This is a genomic window from Colwellia sp. KS18-150, assembly GCF_057551365.1.
In genome coordinates this window covers 1-26,537 of record NZ_BAAJMC010000014.1, presented here as the reverse complement: position 1 = coordinate 26,537, position 26,537 = coordinate 1, and the positions used below count along the sequence as shown (strand labels likewise).

Genomic DNA, 26,537 nt, shown 5'->3' with positions numbered 1-26,537 from the left:
AATAGGTTATTTATGACAACTCTTTCTCCCTTATTACAAAATTTTTTACCCCAAGACGGTTTTAGCGGTTTATTGTTAGCGCGAATTTGGCATACCGATAAAAGCTCAGTTCCGGGCCCATCACCGGTATTAATTAAAGAGTCAGGTGTTTATAGCTTGTCTGCTTTTTCAGCCACGATGGCAGAGTTGATGAATAATAGTGACTTGATCTCTATTTGCGCTCGTGATGATCTAGAAAAAATAGCCGATGTAGAAGAAGTACTTGCTAATACGGTCAGTCAAGAGCGTAACCTTGATGCGCCATATTTCTTACCGCCAGTTGATATTCAAGCGGTGAAAGCCTGTGGCGTGACATTTGTGTGCAGCATGCTTGAACGAGTAATTGAAGAGCAAGCTGCTGGTGATGCTAGTAAAGCCGCGGAGGTTAGAGAGAAAATTAATCGCACTTTAGATATAGATTTAAGTGAGGTTATTCCCGGATCGCCAGAAGCAGAAAAGCTAAAATTAGCTTTAATCAAAGAAGGGATGTGGTCACAATATTTAGAAGTAGGTATTGGCCCCTATGCCGAAGTTTTTAGTAAATCTCAGCCGCTGTCCTCAGTAGGGCTAGGTGATGAGGTTGGTATTAATCGTATCTCAACATGGAACAATCCTGAGCCAGAAGTCGTACTTATTGTTGATAATAAAGGGGATATTAAAGGGGCTACGCTAGGTAATGATGTCAACTTACGTGATATTGAAGGCCGTAGTGCTTTATTGCTAGGTAAAGCAAAAGATAATAATGCCTCATGCAGTATTGGCCCTTTTATTCGTTTATTCGATGAGACTTTTACCATAGACGATGTACGCACTATGCAAGTTGATTTAGCGATAAACGGTACAGATGGTTTTACTATTCAAGATCACAGCGATATGGGCAAAATAAGCCGAGATGTGACAGATTTAGTTAATCAGACGATTAATGATAGCCATCAATACCCAGATGGTATTGCGCTTTTTACTGGTACCTTGTTTGCTCCTACGCATGACAGAGGAGAAAAGGGCGCAGGCTTTACTCACAAAATTGGTGATGAAGTGATTATTAGCTCAAGTAAGTTAGGGCGATTACAAAATACCGTAAACTATAGCGATGCTATTACCCCATGGACATTTGGTTTTTCATCGTTAATGAGAAATTTACAGGCTAGATCGTTGTTGAGTTAAGGTTTTGTTTTTATTAGGAGTTTTTATGTTGGTTATTAAGGCTCCTAGTAGAATAAAGGCTAAAGCGATTATTATATTAACAGAAAAGGAGTTTAGCCCCGCGATGGCTAAAATCACCGATGAAATTAACGGTGTGCAAAAGCTTAGCGAAGCAAGTAACTTTTTATTACCAGACTTTAATCCTATATCCCATAAATAAAAAGCGCCACCCACAGGGCCAAGCCCTAATAACAGTACACCAAAGAACAAGGTGAAATCGAAATGCCAATAACTGTTTTCAAGATAAAGGTGAGCAAATAATGAAAGCAGGGCTACCACGAAAGATAACCAGCCGATATCATCAACATGGTTATCTGACTTAGATAAGAACCATGAGTAGCTCGACCACAATAACGCACAACATGCAGCCAGAAAGTATCCTTGAATATACTGTTGGTCAAACGAAAATCCTTTGTCGCCAATGATAATAAAGCTTACGCCAATAAAGCCAATTAACCCTCCCAGCAAGGCTTTAAATTGATTGGCTTTATTAGAAACAAGTATTGCTAACAACATAGGCCACAAGTAACTGATCAGACTAACTTCTATCGCGGGAGCTTTTTTAAGTGCCATAAAATAGCAAAAATGAAAACCAAATAGTGCCAGTACGCCAACAAGCCACTGCGTTAATGTTAAGTTAGGTTTACTAAGTACGGGTTGTTTTAAAGTAATGCGCTTTATTATCATTAATAAACCTGACACGATAAAGCATAAAAACAATAATTGAAAGGCAGGTATCTCTGCTGTTATGGTACCTAACAGCGCTAAACTTCCCCACATAAATATAGCAACGACACCATAAAAACTCGCCATAATAAAACACCAAAATAATTACATTGGTTGTTATTATCTAGCAATTAATTCTTAGTAGTGTGCACAAAGGACGCTTTTTTTCGTTGAAAGGGCTATTTTTAAACGTGAGTTACTTATTGAATAAAGTCCTTAGGGGAAGCACCAAAATAAGCTTTAAATTTACGGCTAAACGCGGAAGGGCTTTGGTAACCTACATATTCGGCTACTAGGTTTATCGGCGTGTCGGTATGACTAAGTAGTGCTTTGGCTTTTTCCATTCTTAATTGACTAATATAAGTTTGAGTCGTTACTCCCATGCTATTTTTAAACACTTTTTTAAACTGAGTAATACTTAAACATGCATGTTGAGCAAGAGTTTCATTGGTGTATGTTTGGCTGAGATCCTCAGTGATAATGCTAATCACTGCTGCGATCCTTTTATCAATTTTAAGAGCAAAATTTTGCTGACTCAGTAATTGATAAAACAAGGTAAACATAGAGTTTTCAAGAGAATGATTCACTTTATGTTGTAATTGTTTTTCGACAAACTGAATAAAGGCAAGTAAAGGAGTATCTATTGTTATCTTTTCATCATGCCATGTCATGATGTTTTCGGGTAATGTCTTAAGATCAACAACAATAAAACTTGCTTCTTCAGGGGCACGAAAATCATGTCGTTGACCAGACTTAATAATGACGCAATCCCCTAAACTTACCAGCCCTTGAAATTCTCCTACTTTAATATCAATTGAGCCGTGTAATGGCAGAACTAACTGATGATAGTGGTGAAAGTGACTGCGAATTTGTTTAGAGTATGAGCGTATTGAAAAGCAGTTCATTGTTATCAGTTTTATTTTTTATGAATGGATAAATAAGCGTCACCGTTGGGCAACGCTTAATTTGTGTGAATAGTTAAAACTAATACCCCTCAACAACTTTAGGAACTGCTGTGAAGGGTTTGATACCAAACTCGGGGTAAACCTCACTAGGGAAATAAATTAAACCATCTTTTGCAACCATAGACACAGTTTTAATAGCACGAAGATCTGCTATTGGGTCGCCCGGTACTAAGAAAAAGTCAGCCAGTTTTCCTACTTCTATACTGCCCAATTGCTCGCCATAACCTAAATAGTTTGCCATACCATAAGAGCCTCTACGCAGTGCTTCTGCATTAGACATACCAATTTTTGTAAATAGTTCTAGCTCTCTATGTAGTGCAAAAGCACCGCCTAGATCAGTGCCAGGTACCAGGAAAATACCTTTGGTGTGCATTAAGGCGAGTGTTTCAATAATTTTTTCAAAGGCTAATTGGTAAGCTTTATCTTCTTCTGGGTCTGCAACATTTAATAAGGCGACTTTTGCGCTGCGTTGAACGCCAACGGGCATGTGTTCAATATAATCTTTAGTGCCAATACGAGTGGTACCATTTCTCGCCGTTAAACCAAACTCATGAATAACAATGGTGGGATCTACAGCAATATTTTTGTCAGCCATAGTGTTTAAAGTGTTTTGTACTTTTTCGCTATTAAGATCTAAATCGACAAAGCGTTTCATGCCCGTAATACGATATAGGGTACGTGTATCTTCATCTCGATTGAGAACCCAACTGAGCATGCCTTGATTTATATGGGTAATTTCGTCGTACCCTGCAGCAATCATTTCATCAACCGTAGAGAATGCCGGTATATGACCAGTGACGCGCATACCATGTTTTTTAGCGGCTGCCGCCATAGCGGGAACCCACTCACCATTAACTGAGCTGTATATTTTAATTTGAAAGTAACCGCCTTTTTCACCATACATGTTCACAAGATCGACAGCTTCTTGTTCGGTAGATGCTATTTCCCCCGTTGCATTTGAAAACTCGCTTTTACCTTCAATAAAACCACTTTTTGTAATACGTGGGCCAATAATGCTTTTACTTTCAATCTTTTCAATTAATGGATCGAGTATTTCTATTTCATTACCCATATCCCTTACAGACGTTACGCCGGCCATCACATTAAGCAAGGCGTCGTTATCGCTCATATGACCATGCATTTCATATAAACCTGGAATTAATGTACCGCCATTACCCTCAATCAGGATTTCTCCCGCTTTAGCCATATCGACTGATGCCTCAATAGTCGAGATTTGATCTTTCTCAATCAAGACAGACTTGGGGGGTGTCAGCTGCATGCTAATTGGATCAAATATTCTGACATTATTAATGCGTACAGGTTTCTTATAATGATGAGTCGCCTTCTTAGCTATTTTTTCAAATCGACTGGCATTTAAACTCGCCGCTAAATCACTTAATAGCTTACTTTGGTTTTCAAAACCTTCGCGAATAACGACAGCGCGCGGTGATAAATATCCCAGCATATTTTGCTTGTCATCGAGGGCAATATAGCTAGGATCAAGCTCAATGCCGTTAATTGCATAAATCGTTGCGTTGATCTTAGCGTTATTGATATTGTTGAGCGTAATCTTATCAACTTGGGTGATAGTAAGCTCGCCAGAAGGTAGTGCAGATAATGAATGATTGGTATTTTTTAACAGGGCGCTAGCGTATATGTAAAGTGCATAAGGACTGGCATTTTGCGCAATGTATATCGAATTATTATCAAATTCAGCACTGCCATTTTCAGCAGAGCTCTGCCAATTTGCCATATTGTCTTGTAAGCTAAATTGCTCATCGACTTCATTGCCAAAAACAGTTTTTCCGGTAATACGCCAATCAATGGGTAACCCTGTAGCAGATAGCTGTAAAACTTCTTTGCTACTAGCTCCACGACCATTATTACTATATGAATAGTCAATCATGATGTTGTTAGCGTTGCGATTTACTATCAAGCCCCCGACATCGGTTCCCCCAAAAATTAATCGGAATTTTTCTTGGTTGGCTAGTGGTGCTTTTTCTGTCTCTATAGGCGAATTTTGCTGAGAGCAGCCTAAAGTGGTTAACAATGTGATGGAAAAGATAAATGATAAAATAGTTTTCATCGATATTTTAATGTCCATGGCGATGCCTTTTATTATAAATTTTAGATTACAAAGGATAGTCACTATGATTGATCTATTCAACTAAACGGGGAAAGAGAAAACGCAAATTGAAAATTCAAATAAATACAGGGAGTAGATTTTTAGGGGAATTACTTTTGATTAACAGTTAAGCTGTAGTAGCTCAGACCTGCTCTTACAGTTACCCAGTTTTTCGAATGTCTTGTCAGCTTAGATTTGAGCTAAATTCTTTTCAGCCCATATCGATTTTCCATCAAGTAACGTTTCTAATGGTGTTCGTCCACAGCACTTTTTTACTTTGATGAGTTCGTTCATTGTTATAGTAATCCATCCATTCGTCTAGATCTTTTTGCAATTCCTCCATTGTTGAGTAGATTTTTTTCTAAATGTTATCTGATAAAACTCGTCCAATATGGTTTTGTGAAATCGTTCACAGATCTCATTCGTTTGTGGTGACATCGCTTTTGTTTTCGTATGGTCAATATCATTAATCGCCAGATATAGCTGATAATCATGGTGCTTAACGCGGCCACAATACTCAGTGCCTCTGTCGGTTAATATGCGTAACATTGGAAGATCGTGAGCCTCGAAATATGGCAGAACTTTATCATTGAGCATATCAGCAGCAGTGATTGGTGTTTTGGTTACATAGAGCTATGCAAAAGCTATTTTGCTGTAGGTATCATCGAAAGTTTGTTGGTAGGTACGCCCAACACATTTTAGATTAACAACGTAGAAAGTATCTTGCGAGCCAAGGTACCTGGATGGACTGTTTCAATTTCACCACAAGCTTCATCATCATGCTTTTTCTTCTCAAGCGCAGCAACTTGTGCGTTAGTAAGAATAAGCCCTTCATTAGCAAATTTATTTTCTAATGCCTTGAGGCGCTTCTTGAAGTTTTCCAAGTTATTACGCAACCAAGTAGAGCGCATACCACTACCAGATACGAAGCTCAATGATTGTTCTTTGCTGGCCGTGCTCAGTCAGCTCAATAGCATAAGCCAAAACAGCTTTTTCGGTTTCTTCATCAACGCGATTTTTGATATTTGGTGTTCGTCGATTCTTGTTTATCAATGCATCAATATCACTTTATTCGACTAATTCTTGATAACGATAGAATGTGTTTCGTGAGACGCCCATAACCTTAAAGGCTCTTGAGACATTGTTTAATTCTTCAGCTAAGTTTAATAATCCAGCTTTGTGTTTAATGATTGGGTTTTTAGTATGCAACATGAAAGTATATTTTTTATTTAAATTAAAAATTCGACAGCTTTAATAAAAACGGGTAACTCTCAACTTTTCAAGGTGAGATGTAAGATCTAGTCGGAACTAATACAATTAACCCTTATATGGTTTTGTCTTATGATAATTTTCGTATAAATCAGGAAGAAAAGTAGCTAGATGACTCATTTCTTGAGCACAATGCACTAGAAGATCATGTGCAAGGTTGGCGGGTCTTGATAGTAATGAAACAAATTTACGCTTAATCAACCAATTTAATGGGGTATGCTTTAAGAATCCTCTTAATTGCATATCTCCTAACCAGAACCGACTTCTCATTTCATACCCTGAATCTGTTTTACGAATAAAATGAATTAAGCGACCAAAATTAATAGGTAAATGAGCAAAACCAATGTTTGCACAAATAGCAGTTTCCGTTCCTGAAATTTCAAATTCATTTTCATGCAATCCAAAAGTTTCAGGATCACAAAATTGGATAGCTAACTTATCTTTTTGAGAACCTACATATTCATCTACATAAGAAATGTTGTTTATATACCGTTCTCTATCGCTAAGCCCTTCAACACCTTCATATGACGTTTCCATTCTTGTGCTTATATGTGCTTTAGGATGCCAAAGTTTATACCTTGCATTTTCTTCACCGTGCCAACCAAACCACCAATCGAGCATTTTACCAGACACTTGCTTCATATCGGTTCTAACTGCAACATATACTTGACTATTTCCTAGAGTTGTATAGCCATTTTCAATAGCTAAATAGCCTGGCTTTAATAACTCTGAAGTTTGTTCAAATGTTAACCCTAACTCACTTGAAACACCGCCTACAGCAACTGCTTCTTTAACCTCTTCAGAAAGCCCTCCCATATTTGGATTCCAATACTTTGAGAAGTCACGCTTTAACTCTTGTGAATTCAGGCCTAGTTTTAATATTTGTTTCATTAGTTCACCTTATTCTTTACTGATGAAAGTTAATTGTTGGCAAATAATTTTTCATTTTCGTGCCAAGTAATGTTTTTAAAATTCTTACAAACCCAAGAATAAATTTTCCTAAAAAGCCTTCTAAAGTTCTCCCATCTTTATTAAAAGAAGATCTTTTTGAAAGTTTCAGATAATAGGAATATAAATTTTGGTGTTGTTGAAGCGGATATCCTAATAATGACAACCTTTGTAGATCGCAATACCAAGCGATATCGACAATTGAGATATTACTTCCAACTAGCCATACCTTATCGGTTAGCTTTTCGTTTAATAAAGTAAATACTTGTCTGTATTGTGTGCAGGCATCAATAACATCTTTTTCTGTTAACCCATTTACTAATTTTTCGCGATACCAAGAAATTTCAGTGTCTCTATTTGCATTGTCTTCACCATTTTTTTCAAGGTTATCTATAGTTTTTTTATCTTTTAATTTTAAAGGTCCAAACTTAATAGTTAGTATTCTTAAGCTTTTGTGTAAACTACTTTCCAACTTTAGTAATTCTTCAGCTTCTTCAACTAAATCAGTATTTGTATCTGGAAAAAATGAAACTCGGGATGATGTGTATTTTTTATTCAGATAACTAAGAATATCATTGCTTTCGGTATGAACTACACCATTATCAATAAGAACAGGAACGACACCCGCAGGGTTTATACCTAAAAACCATGGAGATATATTTTGTTTTTTTATTAAATTTATAGGATGAGAAGTCCAAACCAAATTTAATTCATTTAAGAAAATCCTAATTTTTTGTGAGCAAGAGGATGTTTGAAAGTGTAGTAAATGCAAACCTCGCCAAGTTTTAACTTCATGTGTAGTTATTTCTTCATGTTTAATTATCATCTTAACCATCAGTCCAGTTTAATTTACAAACAGATATTACATAGTTGCGCAGGATTGCACAACTGTGTAATGTAAATAATAAAATTTAACTATAAAAAATGTTTTCGTGTTACAATATTCTAAATTTATTATTCCTCTAAACACAAACTCACAAAAATGTCTTCTATCCAAACATCAACAACAGGGCAAAAAACAAGCCGAACTATTCGCCGCCGTCAAAAAACCAAGCAATTATTATTAGATGCAGCTATAGAGCAGATGATGAATAATGAATTAGATGATATAACACCTGAAAATATCACTGAATCAGCAGATGTCGGTAGAAGAACTTTTTATAATCATTTTGATAACAAAATAGAATGTATTTTAGCTGCTACAAAACAGCGGTTTAAAAGCTATGCCAGTAATGTGATCATCTCAGAAGAGAAATCTGTGGACCCTGTTATGTCTTTAACGCATTCTGCTGTTGAAGTATTTAATTGTATCGCAAATGACCCTATTACTCGGCGATTAATAAGGTTTCCAAGGTTATTAGCTGAAGCTGTAGAGCAAAGTCAACAAGAATTTTTATACCGTGATTTAGCTGCTGGCTTTATGTTAGGTCGCTTCAAACCAGAATCTCCTTTGACGGTTTTAAAACCTATTATACATTGGGGATTTGTTGGTCTTATTATCGATACAGTTTCTAATCCTAATGCAGAAAATACAGGAGAAGATTGGGCTAAAGTTATCTTACTTAACCTAGGCATAAGTAATGATGAAATTGAAAAAATAATTTCACATTTATAGTATTTTTTTTCCTGTCTATTAAACTTTAATCTATATTTAAAACCCCTTACTCTCTCTGTATACAAGTTCCCCCTTAACTTTTTATTTTTTTAAAAGCTCATTAGATATAAACCCCAAGACTACAAACTCAAAAAAAATACACGCAAGTGCACTATTGCACACCTGAGTATTTACATGTTATGGTTTTTTTGAAGTTAAAAAATAATCAATAAAAATTAACCTATAAAAAGTATTATTAATTTTGGGGAGAGCACAAATGTTTAAGCAGAAGCTTGTAGCACTAGCAGTATCTATTGCATGTATGGGGACTTATGTTCCAAATATAAATGCCGCAGAGAATGAAGTAGAAAAAAAGAAGGAATCAAATGAAATCGAAACCATTGTGGTTACTTCACAGAAACGTGTGCAGCGTTTACTTGATGTACCAGTATCTGTACAGGCAATTTCAGATGAAGATCTTGAAAATTTTGGTGTTTTAGATTTTTCAGATTTAGTTAATATTTCTCCTTCATTATCTATTCAAGATAATTTGTCACCATGGCAAAGAAGTGTGTACATAAGAGGTGTAGGTACAACTATTAACTCACCTACAGTTGAATCTAGTGTATCAACCGTGCTTGATGGCGTTGTTTTAGCGCGTCAAGGTCAGTTTTTTTCTGAACTCGCAGATATTGAAAGAATTGAAGTTTTACGCGGTCCACAAAGTACTTTATTCGGTAAAAATGCCTCTGCAGGTGTTGTTAGTGTTGTCACCAAAAAACCTAATTTAGATGAGGCAGAAGGTAAAATTGGCCTTGATTTAGATGAATACGGTGCTCAAAGAATTAAAGGTTTTTTTGGTGCTCCAATCAGTGATAATGTAGCTTATCGTATTAGTGCTAATTATAGTGATACTGGTGAAAGTCACTTAGAAAATGTAAATATCAATGGCGGTACATTCGACAATGTTAAGTCACACTTAATTCGAGCTAAACTCTTATGGCAAGCCTCTGACAATGTTGAAGTATTATTCATTGCAGACTCCTCTTCTAGCAAAGGCCCTGGTGGCGCACGTATAGGTAGAGCTGCTAGTGAAGGTGCCATTGAAGCTTCCCTCGTTGATGCTACTAAACTCTATACTGTTGGTCCCGATAATAGAACAACAAACATTAATGCTGATAATGAGGGTGAAACTGACGAATATGGTTTCAGCACAGAAGTTAATTGGGATTTAGGCGATATGTCTTTTGTCTCGATAACTGCTTTTAGAGACTGGGGAATGAAAGATAATTTAGACATAGATTCAAAGGGTTACACTATTCCTTTAATCTCATTTCCTGGTGTAGGGACTCCCTTTTTTGAAGGACAAGTAAATGGAGATAAGGCCAGTAGCCAAATTTCTCAGGAATTTAGATTGCAATCATCAAATAATAGTGATTTACAATATGTAATTGGCGCTTATTTATGGGGAACAAATTACGAATCAACTGGAGATGAAACCAGAAATGTTTGTTTTGGAGGATTAGTTTACCCTGTAGGTACACCTTGTGAGGGTTTAACCCCTGTTGTCATTCCTACGCCAGACGGTGGTATGTGGATGGAACCACTATTATTAACTCAGTCAGGAAAAGAAACATCAACAATTGATACTGAGTATTATGCCTTATTTGGGCAATTTGATTATTCATTGAATGAGAATACCATAATCACAGCAGGGTTACGTGCTCAAAAAGATAAATTTAGTTGGGATAAAACCCAATTAGGTACAGTAGATCCTTCACACCTTCCCAAAGGGGGGTATGAAGGAGAAGGCTCTGTGTCTAATACTGAAATAACAGGGAAACTAGGTGTACAATATAGCTTTAATCGAGATACTAATGTTTATATTAATTACTCTCGCGGGTATAAAGGCCCAGGTGCACAATTAAGCTCAGAATTTAAAGAACCTCTTGCCCCCGAAACTGTTGATGCTTTTGAAGTTGGGTATAAGCAATTCTTACTTGATAATAGTTTAAGCTTGAATTTAGCTATATTCAGACAAGAGTTTCAGGATACTCAAGTTTCTTTTTTTGATGTTGATGAAAGTGCTTTTTTGGCAACCAACGCAGGTGAAACTCGTCAACAAGGTGTTGAACTCGATACGATATTTGTAGCAACTGATAATTTAACACTTACTGCTAATATGACTTATTTAGATGCTAAATTCTTAGATTATCAAACTCTTTGTTATATGGGGGACACAAACCCCGATTGCGCAGAAGATGGCACTAAAGATGTATCTGGAGAAGTTACATCATTCGCTCCTAAGTTTAAAGGTATCTTTGGCGCAAGATATGTTCAAGACTTATCTTTTGGTAATTTAGAAGGCTTTGCGCAATTAAACTACCGTTGGCAATCTGAAACACAATACGATGCAAATCAAAACCCATTAACATTACAGGATTCTTTTGGAGTCGCTGATTTTAGTTTTGGTGTAGCGGATATGTATGGTCAGTATAAAATAACTTTCTACGTTAAAAACCTTGCCGACCAAACCTATGCCTCTAATTTAGCTGCATTTGAAGATGCTGTAGGTGATGTTGAAAGTGTCATTCAATTCATACCCAAAGCAGCTGATAGATATTATGGTATAAACTTTGATTATAACTTTTAAATAGTTATTTTAATCAAGCGGGAATTTATCCCGCTTTTAATTTGTTCAAATTTTGAGTATGTATCAATGAAACTGAAAACATTAAGGACTAGTTTACACTGGCCTTTTCTCACCCATATACTCTGAACTTGTTTGGCTTTAACCTATTAGCTATGATGTTTGCGCCTTAACCATGCCTTTTTAACTTCCCACTATCGGTGACTATTATTAAAACGCTCTTAGCAACTTTTACTGGCTTGTTACTTTCATCAAGCTGCATTGCAAATACTCTTTTTGAAACGTTCCCAAATAACATTAATGCCAATGAGCAATATGTGTTTTATTCTCATGGCTATATCGTAGAAGGAGATAACCCCAGGCCTGTTAACCCTAGATGGGGGACCTATGAATTTCCTAATATTAAAAAGGCACTTGCCGATGAAAGTTATAATGTTATTGCTTATCACCGACCTAAAGATACAAATCCAAGAGAGTTCGCGAAAAAATTAACTGAAGATGCGAAGAAATTGATGGCGCAGGGAGTGAAAGCTCAAAATATTACTTTTATTGGTTTTTCTCGCGGCGGGGCTATCACGGTTTTAACATCAAATTATTTAGCCAACGATAAAGTTAACTTTGTGATATTGGCAGGGTGCTCTAAGTTTGTGAAAGCTAACCCTCAATTAACAGTATTTGGCCAAGTACTTTCAATATATGAAACCTCTGATGGTGTTGGCTCTTGCCAATTTTTAATTGATCGTAGTAAGCAGGTAAAATCGTTTAAGGAAATCTCAATCAGTACAGGGAAAGAACATGGTGCTTTTTATCGCCCCATGCCTCAATGGTTAGTACCAGTAAAAGAATGGCTTAAAAAGAATAAACACGAGTAATCATAATTTAAGACTATTACTCGGCTTTTAAATCGCTATGGTATTTTTCAATTAGCTGCTGACGTTTTGACTCAAGCATATTGATTTTACTTAGCTCACCACCTGTTACGGCCAATAATCTTTTATCCATAACTTTAAACCAAAGCCAGGGTAGGTAGGCAAGACCATACATGCCAAAGTAGCCACTGGGTAGGGTTGGTAGTTCATCAAAATGTCGAAGAGATTGGTAGCTACGTGTGGCGTTTGCATGGTGGTCTGAATGTCGCTGCAGGTGGAACAGTGCCCAATTTGAGAAAATATGATTACTATTCCAACTATGATGCGGTTGTGGGCGCTCATAACGACCGCTGGCGAGCTTTTCCCTTAGAAGACCATAATGCTCAATATAATTAGCTGAGGTCAATTGCCACATAGACCAAAAAGCGCAAATGATTAAATAAGGGATCACTGAGAATCCTAACCAAAGCACTAAACCAATAAATAGTCCTATTGTCATTAACATTGCTTGTAAAAACTCATTCTCGATTGACCAAGGGGATTTACCTGCTTTGTGAAGACGTAGTATTTCTATTTTATGAGCTCGTATAATTGCACCTGGTAATTCCCTCAATGCGAACCGATAGATACTTTCCCCCATTTTAGACGAGGCAGGATCTTCAGGTGTCGCGACATGTTTATGATGGCCTCGGTTGTGCTCTATAAAAAAATGTCCGTAGGCTGCTGGCGCTAAAACTATTTTAGCCAGCCATATATCTATTTTCTTACGCTTGTGACCTAACTCATGCCCGATATTCAAACCATGACCACCGATACTACCGGCTAACAAAGCAACGGCTAAATAGCCTGAGTAACTGAGATTATAATTAGCGACAAACCAAGCACAATAAATAAATGCAGCTATTACAACGGGAACATTTAAACGTATCACTCTTGAATAAAAAGGATCCGCTTCAAGTGCTTTAATTACCGATTCTGGTGGGTTACTCGTATCTTCTCCCATCAAATAATCAATTAATGGGAACAAGCTGTAGACCACAATAAAAAACAACCAAAGAAAAAATTCTTGCTGGTAAGTTTGGTATAAAAACGGGCCCGCTACGGCTATAACGGGTAGCAGTAACGAAAACCACCAATAATAGCGCTTTTTATCAGTATAACTTGTGCCGTCATTGGCAATAAAAGTACCTGCTTTGTCCATTAAACTCTCCAAGTGAGCATGGTTATTCTTTTAACAAATCCCCAAATAGGTTATTGCTTTTCCTTACTTTTAAAAGTGTACATTAAGAATCTAAATTGCCCCATCAAAATTTATTCATAACCTTTTCAAAATTTTTATTAAATAGCTGGAATCAATGCCATGAAATTGATAACTTATTTATCACAGCGTTGAAGATTTTTCTTAAGTTTCAAGTGTTAACCATTAATTACTTTAATCGTCTTTATTGCTAAAGCTGTATATTTTGTCGATAAACTATTCAAAAGCTAACCATATATAACAGGATCTTTATGAGAAAAATAAGCTTATTTTGCGCAATAACATTAGCCATGATGTTATTGATTAATAGCTCAGCGGTTACCGCTAAACAATTTCGTGCGTTATTGTTTACCAAAACATCTGGTTGGCATCATGAGAGTGTATTAGAAGGAGTGACCGCAATACGAGATCTTGCTAAAACGCATTTTTTTGATGTTGACTGGCACGAAGATGCCAAGCATTTCAATAAGGAAAATTTAGCCAAATATGATGTAGTGATATTTTTATTAACCACAGGAGATATTTTAAATGAAGAGCAACAGCAAGCATTTAAAGCGTTTATCAAACAGGGTAAAGGCTTTGTTGGTATACATTCTGCATCCGATACTGAATATGATTGGCCATGGTACAAGGGATTAGTCGGCAGAACTTTTGTCATTCACCCCACCATACAAACCGCTAAAATTACCGTTGAAAATGCTAACTTCCCCGGCACAGAGCTTATGCCTAAACAGTTTTTATGGACAGATGAATACTATCAATTTAGTGATGAGCACAGCGATAAACTGCAATATATTTTATCGGTAGATGAAAACACTTATTCACCTGAGGCAGATTGGGGAACGGTAAAAGGTCAAGGAATGGGAGATTTCCATCCTATTGCTTGGTATCAAGAATATGACGGAGGTCGTTCTTTTTATACTGCTTTAGGGCATATGGGCAGTAACTATCAACAGCCGGTGTTTTTATCACACCTTTATGGTGGCATTTATTGGGCGGCAACAGGGAAGGGGATTAGTAAAGCTCAATAAAATAATTCTTCAAATGATAAAATGTATAGTGAGCCTTCTAACAAGTTGATATTTAAAGTTAAAATGTTTAGTTGAATACCTGGCTCACTTTTGTTTTATCGCCAATCAGGCAACTTTAGCCCATTTAATTCACAAAAATGTCAAACTACAGCTTGACCCTTACCTTAGGTCATAGTTGAACATCAATAATGTAGAAAGACGTTACCGACATCATCACTTCACAAGGTAGAAAAATATGGCTGATGCCAAAATATATAGTGTTAGCCAGTTAAGTAAGTTAGCAGGCGTTAGTGTAAAGACATTACATTATTATGATCATAAGGGCTTGTTAGTACCCATGCGCCAAGCGGAAAATGGCTACCGAACTTATAATCAAAAGCACTTAATTACTTTGCAACAAATATTAATCTATCGTGCGTTGGATTTTAGCATTGAGGCTATTAAGGATTTACTCAGTGCTGAAAATCAAGATTTACATCAAGCATTAGCAGAGCAAAAGGTGATGTTAGAAGAGCGTCAACAATCCATATCATTAATGATTAACAGTATTGAGGCGACTATGAGCAATTTACAAGCGAAGAAAAATGTAGATATCTTCTTCCAAGATATCCCTAAAGATAAAGTAGAGCGCTGGGATCAGATGACTCGCTCGCGATTAGGGGAAGATAAACTTCAAGAAAGTGTGCAAGTTTTTGCAAAATTATCAGAAGAGGAAACCCAAGAGCTGCATGAGGAAGGTCTTAAGATCACCAAAGCGTTTGCACAAACCATAGGGCAACCGGTAGAAAGCCAATTAGTGCAAGAGTTAACTCATCAACATTATAAAACTACTAGTCATACTTTAAGTTTATTAAAAGACGACTTTACCCGTCTTGATTACGATAACTATGTAAATATGGCTAACAGTGTTGATATGACCGAAATGAAAGAGCTGTGTGAACATTATGGCGAAGGTTATGCCGAGCATGCTAGAGCTGCGATGATATATTATGCAGAGCAAAACTTAAAAGGAGTTAAGTAAATGGAATATATAGATCAAATCATGATGAGTGAGAACTATGCGTTTATAGCTCTTGTGTTAGTGGCAGTTTTTATAATTTGGTTTCTTCCCGCCTTGTTGGCGTTACTATTTAATCGCAAACACTTTAAGTTAATTTTATTGGCCTGTATTCCAGCCGGTTTATCGCTTATAGCGTGGTCAGGGGTTATGGTATGGGCAATTAGTGGTAAAGCTGTTGCTAAGTACGGGAATAATTCTGAGGCAGAGAATAGTAAGATTTCTTAATTTAAGCTGAACAACAAGTGTCACTACTAAACTAATGACACTTGTTATTATCTTAATCATGTGACTTAAGCTCTTAAAATGTCAGCTAAGTCTTAAAAGTCTGGTTATAAAACCTGACTTATTGACTGTGCCTTTTTGTTAAATAAACTCGCGTGACATTCACTGAGTATTGATAAAGCAATACTTTCTGGAAGCGTACCACCAATATCTAAGCCTGAGGGGCCGGCAAATTTAAAGGGTAAATCACTTGCTTGAATGCCAGCTTCATTGATAACTTGCTCTCGCCTATGTTGCGGACCCAATAAGGCAAGATAGTGAATAGGAGTGTTTGATAGTGCATGTAAGGCTTTAGCGTCAATAATAATATTATGACTCATTAATACCGCGGCATTGACATCTTCTTCAATGGCAAAGTCGGTTATGACATTAGCCTCTCCTAAAATAATATTATCGACAGCAGAGAAATACTCTTTTCGGCCATTGGCAGGACGAGGGTCCCACAGAGATACTCGCCAACCTAGTTGTTTAGCCATATTCACTAAAGGACGTGCGTCAAGACCGCCACCCACTACCAGTAGATGAGGCTCTGGTATAATTGGGGTTGCGAGTATTTGCTTTTGTGGAAGCGTTTCTGAGCTGTTTTCTGAATTATTAGTAGAGCGATAAGAAATTGATGCGACTTTAGCAATATCATCAATACTTTCAGCTTGAAAGTAAGCTTGTTTTTCAGCAGGAGAGTCATCAGATTTATCAGTAACTACCGTTTGATAGTAGTATCCAGATTTACGTTGCTTTAAGGCATCAAAGACTTCCGTGAGTGATAAGTAGTCATTTTCAGCATTGACGAGTTGCAGCATAATGTAAACAGTACCGCCACAGCCTATGCCTAAATGAAAAGATAAATCATCTTCATCTGAGCCGTCATAGCAAAGTGAAACTGATTTGCCTGTTTGCATGACTTTACGTGCATTTGTGCCAATATCAGACTCTAAACACCCGCCACTTAACATGCCCAGTTGTTCGCCTAAACTACTAAAAAGCATCATAGCCCCAGATTTTCGATAGCAGGGGCCTTGGGTATTATAAATCGTGGCTAATACCCAGTCACACTTATCTTTATTGGGATACCACTTAGTTAATAAGTGTGACAGGTGATTACTCATACTCATATAATTATTTAAGTAAATAATGGTTTAAAAGGTAAATCTCGATATCGCTTACCAGAGGCAGCAAACACGGCATTACTTAACGCAGGAGCGAAAGGTGCAACGCCGGGCTCACCTAAGCCGGTTGGGCTTATATCAGAGTCTGTAATGTGTACTCGAACATTTGGCATATCCGTGATACGCATCACAGGATAATCATGAAAGTTAGAGTTTACCACCGCGCCATTTTTAAAGGAGATCTCGGTACTTAAAGCCAATGACATCCCCATAACCACAGCACCTTCCATTTGCGCTGTTGCGCCGTCAATATTAAGTACTTGGCCACAATCTATCGCACTGTCGACATTCAGTACCTTAATATCATCACCATTAACTTCCACATGTACAGCCATAGCAACAAAACTTTGGAAACTATAATGCACGGCTAAACCAATACCTTGATTTTTAGGTAAGCTAGCTCGATCATGCCAACCAGACTTTTGCGCCGCTAACGCTAAAACGTCTTTAGCTCGCTTAATTTCTGTTTGTTGCTCTTTATTACTATTATTGTCAAAAAGTTGATTAACAAAGCTTAAGTGATCTTTCCCTGCTTTATCTGCTAACTCATCAGCAAAAGAGCTAAAAGCAAACCCATAAAAAATGGCATAAACGGCTCGGTACCAACCTATACGGGTATGAGCGATAGCATCACCTGACTCAACGCGCATATTATCAACGCCGAATAAATGATTGGTAACATCATCTAAGTTATTCGCAGGGGTTCTAACAAGTGATGGGTTAAATAAGGTGCCAATTGATGGAAACGCCGCTCTGTGCAGCCAGCCTGTAACATTACCTTGCTCATCCATGGATGCTTCCAAATGCTGAGCGTTAATTGAGTGGTAATAACCTGTTCGCATATCTTCTTCACGTGACCAAATTAGCTGGATAGGTGTTCCCGTTTGTTGCGAGATAACCGCAGCTTCATGAACATAATCACATTTGAATTTACGACCAAACGCACCACCGGCCATAGCCACATGAACCACTATATCTGTCGGCTCTCGTTTTAAATATTGTCCTAAAACTTTTTGGATATCAGCAGGGCTTTGGGTGGACGCCCATACTTCACAAGAGTCTTTCTGTACCCAAACCACACTGGCATTAGGCTCCATTGGTGCATGTGAAAGATGACCACCGGTATAGGTGGCTTTGATTTTATGAGTAGCTTCTTTAAATGCAGTCTCTATATCGCCTCGCTCGGAGGCTAATGTCGCTGGCTTTTCAACATTTTCAACCAGCTGCTGCTTATACTCTTTGGTGTTATAAGTTGCGTTCTTTCCTAAATCCCACTCAACTTTTAATTTTTTTACTGCCTGTTGTGCAGTCCAACTGTTATCAGCGACAACAGCAACGCCACCTATAGAGCCAAATGGTACATTGAAGCGAGGAATTTCGATAATATCGCTTACCCCTTTAACTTTCATGGCGTCAGCTTTATCTAGGCTTTTTAATTTTCCGCCAAGCACAGGGCAATGTACTATCGCAGCATACTGTAAGCCTGGAAGTTTAGTATCAACACCGTAAATACGCTTACCAACGACGACTTCATCTTGATCGTGTCGCGCTAATTTAGTGCCAATATAGTTAAAGTCACTTTTCTTTTTCAAGGTAACGCTTTCAGGCACAGGGCTATTTTTAGCAATACTAACTAATTCGCCAAAACCTAGCTTTTGTTGATTGGTTTTATTAATAACAAAGTGTGCTTTGGCATAGCAGTTATCAGGCGATGTTTTCCATACTTTTGCGGCGGCGGTAATTAACATCGCCTTTGCTTTTGCTCCCGCTTCACGCATAGGCTCATACATCACACGAATACTGGCTGAGCCGCCAGTGCCTTGCGGGCCATATTTTTCGTCGGCATCACCTTGTTTGACACTAACACGTTGCCAATCAGCTTCCATTTCATCAGCAACAGCAGCAGGTAGGGCAGTACTTATGCCTTGGCCCATTTCACAACGGCCACAATAAATAACGGTATCACCATTTTCTGTAAGGTGAATAAACGCATTAAGCTCAGTATTGCTGTCTTGCATGATACCTTTTTGAGCAAGTACATTCGTTGGCAGAGCGACACTAATGACTAATCCGCCGGTGGCAACACCAGCACCTTTTAGGAAGTTACGACGACTAACAGTTGAAATACTCATATTAAACCTCCTTCGCTAAAGTATCAGCGGCTTCTGAAATAGCCTTTTTGATGCGTTGATAGGTTCCACAGCGACAAATGTTTCCTTGCATTGCATTATCAATGTCTTCATCGCTTGGAGAGGCATTAGTGGCTAATAGGCTTGCAGCATTCATTATTTGGCCAGCTTGACAATAACCACATTGTGGTACGTTATTATTTAGCCATGCTTTTTGTAGGGGATGGTCGCCATTTTCAGATAAACCTTCAATAGTCGTTATCTTTTGATCTGCGAGGCTACTAACGGGAGTCACACATGAGCGCATAGCTTGGCCATTAACATGTACTGTACAGGCACCACATAAACCGCTACCACAACCAAACTTTGTGCCTGTGAATTCTAATCTATCACGTAGGAACCAGAGTAGTGGCATGTCTCCATCGACATCAATTTCGTGTTTCTTACCATTGATTATTATTGATTTATTCATAAGTTGCTCTCTCATTGAATGTGTTAACAGGTTAGCCGATTACAATTATTTAAACAAAAGTAAAATTGAGAAATAAACAATTTCTTACATTTAATTCTTCTATATTTTAGTTAAGCCTTATGTTGCTAATAAGGCTTAACTAAGAGCAGTTAAGCAAGTTTTTAGCTTACTTCCAAACAATCGGCATAAATACCGTCATTTCAGCTGTGCCTCGGTTACTCCATGCAAAGTAAGGTACTAACTGTGTGGTAACGTTCTGCCAAGAAGGTTTACTCACTGTGTTATACATTTGTGTCGGCTTATCGGTTCTGATTTTTAGCTCAGCGTCTATCGTTGTAATACCGCCTAAAAGCGTTGATTGGTGATTGGCTGTTAAAGGTGTGTCACCAGAGATATAGACATCTAATATTTCTGAGTTTTCAGGTAAGTCAGGAGACTCAACACAATAAACCAATGGACCACGTTTAACTGCCACTTGGTTTCTAACTTCTTCAATTCTCGGGTGGCCTTCTATGAAGGTCGCTTCCATTGGAATATCGATAACAATAGTATCGCCTGCTTGCCAGTTGCGCTTGATGATGGCATAAGTTTCAGGTATCACTTCAACATCAGCTTGTTCACCGTTGATGCTAATGGTGGCGCTTTTAGCCCAGCCTGGTACACGTAGTGCAATCTCAAATGCTTCAGATTTACAAGCATCAACGGTGAGTTTAACTAAGCCTTTCCATGGGTAGTCGGTATCTTGTGACAATTTAATCACAGAGCCATCTGTCATCTGGGTTGCCAGGTTATTACTACCATATAAATTAACGTAAACACCATTATCTGCAAGGCTGTACGCCCAGCCAGATAAGTTTGAAATAGTACGAACAAGGTTTGGTGGGCAACAAAAACAGTCTAAATAGCCTTGACGGTCGGGGGTTTCAGTAACATCATCGTGTGCGTCATAATTACGGGTGTTATGGATCATTCTTAGCGGGTTAGCATAAAAGTAATCTTTACCTTCAACACTAATGCCTGATAAGCCACTGTTATGCATGACTAACTCAATAATATCGGCATATTTTGCTTGACCATGAATACCTAACATTCTGAAGCTGAACATGGCATTACATAAGTTTGCACAGGTTTCGTTATAAGCGGTTAGGTTTGGCATCATATAATCATCAATAAAACCTTCTTCAATAGTGTCTTGATTAACAGAAGCACCATAGTGAGCTTGACCAACAGCACCCGTTGCATACATTTTCTTATTCGTTACACTTTCCCATAAACGATCAAGGGCTGTTATTAAGGCTTTTTCACCTGTTTCTGCATACACATCCGCAGCACCCGCGTAATAATATAATGCTAACACGGCATGGCCAACTGGCTCTGTTTCTTCTCTTAGTGGCGTACGCTCTTGCACCATATCACCAATAGGATATCCGACAGTGGTAGAGTCATGCTCAATTTCATAAGTACCACGCCTATCAATAAATTTTTGCGCAAGTTTAAGATACTTTTCATCTTTGATGGTGCGATACAGTTCAACTAAGCCCATAATTTGTGTTTGGTTAAAACCAAATCGACGATAATGTTTGGTATCCGGAAAGAAAATCGTATAAAGCAGCTCGGCATGCTTTATAGCTATTTCAAGGAAATTACGCTTGCCGGTTAAACGAAAATGCGCACAAGCACTAATAAATAAATGACCTGTGTTGTACATTTCATGATATTTACGGTTTTCGTAACGATCGGCTTCAGGGTTTAATTGAATTTGTGTTTGTAAGTAACCGTCTGGCTCTTGCGCTTTAGCAAGGATATTAATATATTCATCTAGCTCAATTAATACCCCTTCGTCTTTTGATAACGCATAGGCATAAATTTTCGCTTCCATAAATTTATAGAAGTCTCCGTCATGCCAGAACATACCCTTATGTTCACCTTTTTTAAGGCCCGCGGCAATTTTGAAATTATTTAAGGCGTGGCCGATATCGCCACACAATACATCGCCCATATAAGGGACCATCACATCAATAGCTTTTTGAGTTTTCTCTGCCCAAAAACCTGATGTCCATTGGCAATCGCCAAACTCAACGGCTTTTAATTTTACAAACGGGCTTTGTGAATTTGCCAAGATTGCTTTATTTTGATTAGGAGTCATTAAACTGTACCTCGTTGTTACTCTTTACTATAACAATGCTTTAAACATTTTAGTCAAAAGCCTGTTAACTACTGTCTATATTACTGGTGTTTTACTTACTTTAAATCGGTGATAGACAAATTAAAGTGCTTCCCGGATGCACCTTTATAATTGTCCCTCGTAGCTATTAAATTGAAACTTGAAAGAACTAATTTATTGTCGAACACTATGAAGCTCTTTTAGTTGTTCTAAACTTCGATTAGCTCGGTCATTGCTAAGGTAATGCCCAATATCCACCTTTAAACTTTAATTGACCAAATTAGCACACGATAAAATTAGACGGCTTTCAAAAGCATCTGGCGTGCGGTAATAGTCTGCTAAATCAGCAAATAACTTCGCTGAATTGGGCTTGCTAAAACACTACTTGAGATACACGACTAAATAGCGCGAACAAAATTAACTATTTAGTGGCCACTTTCTGCATCCCAAATTTCTATTATGTAAAATTTTCTAATTTTACTATTGAGTTTAAGTAAGTTTAAACATAATATGTTTAATATCATCTTATGTATATAGGTTTTTTTAAATTATGGAAAAAAGTCCAGATAAAAATGTGACACAGTTTTCTCTCATTGCCGCTTTTGGTGGTTTTGTCTTTGGCCTTGACGCCGCAAACATTTCTGGTGCTATCCGTTTTGTTAGTTCGTTATTTGAACTTGATAGCATTCAACAGGGAACCGTTGTGGGTTGTGCGCTATTGGGTGTTATTGTCGCGTTGTTTTTTACTGGCACATTATGTGAAAAGTTTGGTCGTTCAAAAGTACTGCTGGGTATTGGTTTAACTTATTCATTATCATCGATTATCTCCGCACTAGCGGTGAATTATGAAATGCTTATTGTTGGCCGCTTCATTGGCGGTGTCGCCTTTGCATCCATTACGGTTTCTGCCATGTATATTGGCGAAATTTCCCCAGCGGAAAAGCGTGGGAAATTTGTATCAATTAATCAGTTTATGATTGGTTTAGGTTTATTGCTGGCGTTTGTTATAAATTATTTTTTAATAAAATCAATGGATAGCATAAGCTGGATTGATAGCACTAATGTATGGCGCGTTATGTTGGGAGCTGAACTTATTGCCAACTTTATCTGGGTCGTCCTGCTATTGAAAATTCCTGAATCACCTCGCTGGTTGATGATGAAAAACAAAGAAGCACAAGCTAAAGAAGTCTTTGAATTGATAGCGCCTAAAACGCAAATAACTACGCTAGCGGAGGAAGTAAAGCACAGTATTAAAAGTGATAATAAATTAGATACCTTAGGACAAATTAAAGCGCTATTTAGCTCTCGTATGCGATTTGTATTATTCATTGCTGTTAGCTATGCCATTGTTCAAGGTGCTACTGGTATGAACGCGGTCCTCTTTTTTGCTCCTATGGTTTTTGAACAAGTGGGCATGAGTGTTGAAGATACTTTTTTACAAACTATTGCAACCGGTGTTGTTGGTTTATTAGCAACGTTTATCGCCATTGCGTTTGTGGAAAAATTAGGACGTCGTGTTTTAACTATTGCCGGCTTAAGTCTTGTGGTGCTAGCGCATGGCTCAACTTGGCTTGGCTTTAGCCAAGCAAACTATGAGTTTGATGAGCAGGCTGTGGTTGATATTAAAGAACAATTTAGCAAGCAAGGTATTGATATTGCATTAATAGCGCCATTAATTGGTAAGAAATTTAACAGTGATGTGGCCCTTAAAAAATCGCTAGCGGAGCAATTTAGCAATAAGGATTTACCACTGGTGAGTGGGGTGATCATTAATGCCACCATCAAAGATGTTAATGCTTCATTAGTTTTATTTGGTATCTTTGCCTTTTTAGCAGCATTTAACCTGTCTATTGGGCCGATTATGTGGGTGATATTCTCCGAAGTATTCCCAAATAGTGTGCGCAGTGTTGCTTTGCCATTTGCGGCATTAGTACAAACTATTTCTTCTTGGTCAATTCAGCAATTCTTCCCATGGCAGTTAGATAATTTAGGTGTTGCCACCATATTTTTAATTTATGCCGGCTTAGGTTTAACGGGATTAGTCATTATGTGGTTTGCTTTACCTGAAACTAAAGGAAAAACCATTGAAGCGTTAGAATTTGAGCTTGTAAAAGCGTAGGAAATATAAAATGAACACAGCACAATGCCACCATCTTATTATTGATTGGGGCACGACTAATTTTCGGGCTTTTGCCATGTCTAAAGAACACCAATTATTAGACACAAAAAGTTTGCCATTTGGTTTATTACAAATTAAAGATGGCCAGTTTGCACAAGCTTTAGAGCATGCTTTATCCGATTGGTTGCCAGCCTTTACTCATTTACCTGTGTATATGGCAGGTATGGTTGGCTCACTTAAAGGTTGGGTTAATGTTGATTATGTTAAAGCACCGGCGTTAGCTACTGATTTAGTGGGAAATTTACATGCGTTTACACTTCCTTGGGGGGCGAAAGCGTATATTGTTCCAGGGGTAAGTTATCAATATGAAACGGATAAATATGATGTTATGCGCGGTGAAGAAGTACAAGTTTTTGGTTTGGCTAAATTAGTACAGCAAGCCCATTTAACCGCTATTTTTCCCGGCACTCATAGTAAACATGTACAAATTAATGATGGGAGAATCAGCGCGTTCTCAAGTTATTTAACGGGGGAGATGTTCGCTGTTTTAACTAAGCACAGCTTATTAGGAAAAGATCTTCCTACAGAGAGCATTGAAGATGAATCCGCATTTTTGCGTGGGGTAAACGATGCGCAGGATGGTGAGTTTACAAATCGTATTTTTCTAGCTTGGACCCACAGATTATTTGATCAATTAAGTACCGCACAAATTCCAGAGTATTTATCAGGATTATTAATTGGTTTTGAATTGAAAAGTATTAAAACTTGTCATTCCTTATCTATTGTTGGCGCCGAATCATTAAGTAAAAAATACAAACTCGCCGCTCAATCTTTAGGTGTTAACGCAGAAATATATGACGGAAATCAGTGTTTTCTTTCTGGTATGTCATCATTAATCAAGGAATTAGATAACAATGAATAAATTTGATATAAACGAACATTTACCCTTAATCGCTATTATACGTGGTGTAACACCTGAGCGATGTGTGGCGGTTACCGAAGTATTAATTGAAGCCGGTTTTACCATGATTGAAGTACCACTAAATAGTCCTAATGCTATTGAAAGTATTCGTTTACTCGTGGAAAAATTTGGTCAAGATTATCTAATTGGTGCGGGTACAGTAACTAATACAGAGCTTGCTCAGCAAGTCATTAATACTGGAGCTAATTTAATGGTTACGCCCAATGTTAATGAACAAGTGATCGCTATGGCTGTAGATGCGGGCTGCGCAACGTTTCCTGGCGTTGTTACTCCCTCTGAAGCATTTACCGCACTTAGGGCAGGCGCAACAGGTTTGAAATTATTTCCGGTATCGTCTATTGGAGAAGAAGGGGTTAAAGCTTTGCATTCAGTATTACCACAAGGAGCATTATGGTTTCCTGTCGGTGGTATTGACCCAACAGAAGCGTCCATGACTCCTTATATAAATATTGGGGCATCTGGTTTTGGTTTAGGATCAGCTTTATTTAAACCAACGATGACATTAACTGAAATTTCCTTAATAGCTAAAAAGTTCATTGAAACATACCAACAGTGTAAATTAAATAAATAGCTTAGTAACTTATACTTAGCGTTTTAACATTTATAAATAACGTTAACATTGTAACTGTTATGTTCTTCTAAAATGCTATAGTATTAACAACATAAAGGTTACATGTTTAACGGTCTTTGTAACTCAAACATTATTAATGGAAAGAATTCTTCAAGCTTATGAGCGAATTAGTATATTACGATTTAAAACGTGCTACAAAAATGACACCCACTTTATCTGTGCAAGTTGCTAGAGAGCTAGGTCGTCGTGTTGTTGCCGGTACCTTTGAACCCGGCTCGTTAATAGATGATGAAAATGCTTTAGCAGATCGCTTTCAAGTTAGCCGAGTGGTTATTCGAGACGCGGTAAAAATATTAGTCGGTAAGGGGCTACTTGACGTTCGTCGCGGTATTGGTACTAAAGTAAGACCAAGAAACGAATGGATATTACTTGATGACGATGTATTAGCCTGGCATATAACTGCTACGCCAAAACCTGAGTTTATCAATCAGTTAATGGATATCCGATTAGCCTTTGAGCCGAAAGCTGCACGTTGGGCTGCTGAAAGAGCAACCAAAGAAGATATAAAAGAGCTCAATGAAGCATGTAAACGCATGGAAGAAGAAACTGGCTCTATCGAAAAATTTATTGTCGCTGATGCCTTATTTCATAAAGCTATGTTAAGAGCGGCTCATAATGAGTTTTTAACAGCGATGGAAGGAGTGATTTACTCTGCGTTATTAGTTAGTGTTCGTATTACCAACCAAGATCCTCGCAAAAATACCGATTCAGTACCTTTTCATCGCGAAGTATGTAATGCAGTGGCTAATGGCGATGGTGATCTTGCAGAGAAGTTAACTGAAAAGCTTCTCAATGATGCAATCAGACGTTTAAAAGAAAATTTAGATTTATAATGTCTTGATAAAGTTTATACGG

General features: G+C 37.7%; 21 protein-coding genes and 1 pseudogene. 11 read left to right on the top strand and 11 right to left on the bottom strand.

Annotation, left to right across the window (positions count from 1 at the left end; all coding sequences use genetic code 11):
- Positions 1-12: 12 nt before the first annotated feature.
- On the top strand, positions 13-1,203 hold the full coding sequence (locus AC27IF_RS14690; RefSeq protein ID WP_487055093.1) for a fumarylacetoacetate hydrolase family protein: 1,191 nt from the start codon (positions 13-15) through the stop codon (positions 1,201-1,203).
- Here AC27IF_RS14690 and AC27IF_RS14685 read toward each other — a convergent pair.
- The 6 genes and pseudogenes from AC27IF_RS14685 to AC27IF_RS14660 all read right to left on the bottom strand — a co-directional run bounded on the left by AC27IF_RS14685 (position 1,177) and on the right by AC27IF_RS14660 (position 8,101).
- Positions 1,177-2,055, bottom strand: coding sequence for a DMT family transporter (locus tag AC27IF_RS14685; protein ID WP_487055092.1), 879 nt, complete (start codon positions 2,053-2,055; stop codon positions 1,177-1,179). The two genes, AC27IF_RS14690 and AC27IF_RS14685, sit on opposite strands and share 27 nt — an antisense overlap.
- A gap of 113 nt (positions 2,056-2,168) precedes the next feature.
- Positions 2,169-2,873: a helix-turn-helix domain-containing protein gene (locus AC27IF_RS14680; RefSeq protein ID WP_487055091.1), complete on the bottom strand. Its 705-nt coding sequence runs from the start codon at positions 2,871-2,873 to the stop codon at positions 2,169-2,171.
- Positions 2,874-2,952: 79 nt separating this feature from the next.
- Complete coding sequence (locus tag AC27IF_RS14675; protein WP_487055090.1) at positions 2,953-5,037, bottom strand: amidohydrolase family protein; 2,085 nt, start codon at positions 5,035-5,037, stop codon at positions 2,953-2,955.
- A gap of 210 nt (positions 5,038-5,247) precedes the next feature.
- Positions 5,248-6,270: pseudogene (locus AC27IF_RS14670) on the bottom strand (IS481 family transposase).
- Positions 6,271-6,375: 105 nt separating this feature from the next.
- The gene (locus AC27IF_RS14665) at positions 6,376-7,218 is read right to left on the bottom strand and encodes a DAPG hydrolase family protein (protein WP_487055089.1); all 843 of its coding nucleotides are present in this window, start codon (positions 7,216-7,218) and stop codon (positions 6,376-6,378) included.
- Positions 7,219-7,234: 16 nt separating this feature from the next.
- Complete coding sequence (locus AC27IF_RS14660) at positions 7,235-8,101, bottom strand: glutathione S-transferase family protein (protein WP_487055088.1); 867 nt, start codon at positions 8,099-8,101, stop codon at positions 7,235-7,237.
- Positions 8,102-8,257: 156 nt separating this feature from the next.
- Here AC27IF_RS14660 and AC27IF_RS14655 point away from each other — a divergent pair, with 156 nt between their 5' ends.
- The 3 genes from AC27IF_RS14655 to AC27IF_RS14645 all read left to right on the top strand — a co-directional run bounded on the left by AC27IF_RS14655 (position 8,258) and on the right by AC27IF_RS14645 (position 12,391).
- Positions 8,258-8,890 carry a TetR/AcrR family transcriptional regulator gene (locus AC27IF_RS14655; protein ID WP_487055087.1) on the top strand — a complete coding sequence of 211 codons (633 nt, stop codon included), beginning with the start codon at positions 8,258-8,260 and terminating at the stop codon, positions 8,888-8,890.
- A gap of 256 nt (positions 8,891-9,146) precedes the next feature.
- The gene (locus AC27IF_RS14650) at positions 9,147-11,522 is read left to right on the top strand and encodes a TonB-dependent receptor (protein ID WP_487055086.1); all 2,376 of its coding nucleotides are present in this window, start codon (positions 9,147-9,149) and stop codon (positions 11,520-11,522) included.
- Positions 11,523-11,719: 197 nt separating this feature from the next.
- Entirely contained in the window at positions 11,720-12,391 is a 672-nt protein-coding gene (locus AC27IF_RS14645; protein ID WP_487055085.1) for an alpha/beta hydrolase, read from the top strand.
- A gap of 16 nt (positions 12,392-12,407) precedes the next feature.
- Here the strand turns inward: AC27IF_RS14645 and AC27IF_RS14640 are convergent, their stop codons facing one another.
- Complete coding sequence (locus tag AC27IF_RS14640; RefSeq protein WP_487055084.1) at positions 12,408-13,589, bottom strand: alkane 1-monooxygenase; 1,182 nt, start codon at positions 13,587-13,589, stop codon at positions 12,408-12,410.
- 308 nt (positions 13,590-13,897) lie between these two features.
- Between AC27IF_RS14640 and AC27IF_RS14635 the strand changes: the two genes are divergently transcribed.
- The 3 genes from AC27IF_RS14635 to AC27IF_RS14625 all read left to right on the top strand — a co-directional run bounded on the left by AC27IF_RS14635 (position 13,898) and on the right by AC27IF_RS14625 (position 15,962).
- The gene (locus AC27IF_RS14635; RefSeq protein ID WP_487055083.1) at positions 13,898-14,677 is read left to right on the top strand and encodes a ThuA domain-containing protein; all 780 of its coding nucleotides are present in this window, start codon (positions 13,898-13,900) and stop codon (positions 14,675-14,677) included.
- A gap of 235 nt (positions 14,678-14,912) precedes the next feature.
- A complete protein-coding gene (locus AC27IF_RS14630) occupies positions 14,913-15,698 on the top strand; it encodes a MerR family transcriptional regulator (RefSeq protein ID WP_487055082.1) in 786 nt (261 codons plus the stop codon).
- Complete coding sequence (locus tag AC27IF_RS14625; RefSeq protein ID WP_487055081.1) at positions 15,699-15,962, top strand: superinfection immunity protein; 264 nt, start codon at positions 15,699-15,701, stop codon at positions 15,960-15,962.
- A gap of 104 nt (positions 15,963-16,066) precedes the next feature.
- On the opposite strand, the gene AC27IF_RS14620 is transcribed toward AC27IF_RS14625, so the two are convergent.
- The 4 genes from AC27IF_RS14620 to AC27IF_RS14605 form a co-directional block, all read right to left on the bottom strand.
- Entirely contained in the window at positions 16,067-17,125 is a 1,059-nt protein-coding gene (locus AC27IF_RS14620) for an XdhC family protein (RefSeq protein WP_487055080.1), read from the bottom strand.
- 14 nt (positions 17,126-17,139) lie between these two features.
- Entirely contained in the window at positions 17,140-19,317 is a 2,178-nt protein-coding gene (locus AC27IF_RS14615) for a xanthine dehydrogenase family protein molybdopterin-binding subunit (RefSeq protein ID WP_487055079.1), read from the bottom strand.
- Between the two features lies 1 nt (position 19,318).
- On the bottom strand, positions 19,319-19,786 hold the full coding sequence (locus tag AC27IF_RS14610; RefSeq protein WP_487055078.1) for a (2Fe-2S)-binding protein: 468 nt from the start codon (positions 19,784-19,786) through the stop codon (positions 19,319-19,321).
- A 166-nt stretch (positions 19,787-19,952) separates the two neighbouring features.
- Positions 19,953-21,932, bottom strand: a complete 1,980-nt coding sequence (locus tag AC27IF_RS14605) for a glycoside hydrolase family 127 protein (RefSeq protein WP_487055077.1) — start codon at positions 21,930-21,932, stop codon at positions 19,953-19,955.
- A 568-nt stretch (positions 21,933-22,500) separates the two neighbouring features.
- Between AC27IF_RS14605 and AC27IF_RS14600 the strand changes: the two genes are divergently transcribed.
- The 4 genes from AC27IF_RS14600 (at position 22,501) to AC27IF_RS14585 (ending at position 26,515) form a co-directional block, all read left to right on the top strand.
- On the top strand, positions 22,501-24,069 hold the full coding sequence (locus AC27IF_RS14600) for an MFS transporter (protein ID WP_487055076.1): 1,569 nt from the start codon (positions 22,501-22,503) through the stop codon (positions 24,067-24,069).
- Positions 24,070-24,079: 10 nt separating this feature from the next.
- Positions 24,080-24,991 (top strand): 2-dehydro-3-deoxygalactonokinase, encoded by a 912-nt coding sequence (locus AC27IF_RS14595; RefSeq protein ID WP_487055075.1) that lies wholly within the window; start codon positions 24,080-24,082, stop codon positions 24,989-24,991.
- A complete protein-coding gene (locus AC27IF_RS14590) occupies positions 24,984-25,622 on the top strand; it encodes a 2-dehydro-3-deoxy-6-phosphogalactonate aldolase (RefSeq protein WP_487055074.1) in 639 nt (212 codons plus the stop codon). Before AC27IF_RS14595 ends, AC27IF_RS14590 begins: the two co-directional genes overlap by 8 nt.
- Before the next feature lie 158 nt (positions 25,623-25,780).
- Positions 25,781-26,515 (top strand): FadR/GntR family transcriptional regulator, encoded by a 735-nt coding sequence (locus AC27IF_RS14585; RefSeq protein WP_487055073.1) that lies wholly within the window; start codon positions 25,781-25,783, stop codon positions 26,513-26,515.
- The last annotated feature ends 22 nt before the right edge of the window (positions 26,516-26,537 follow it).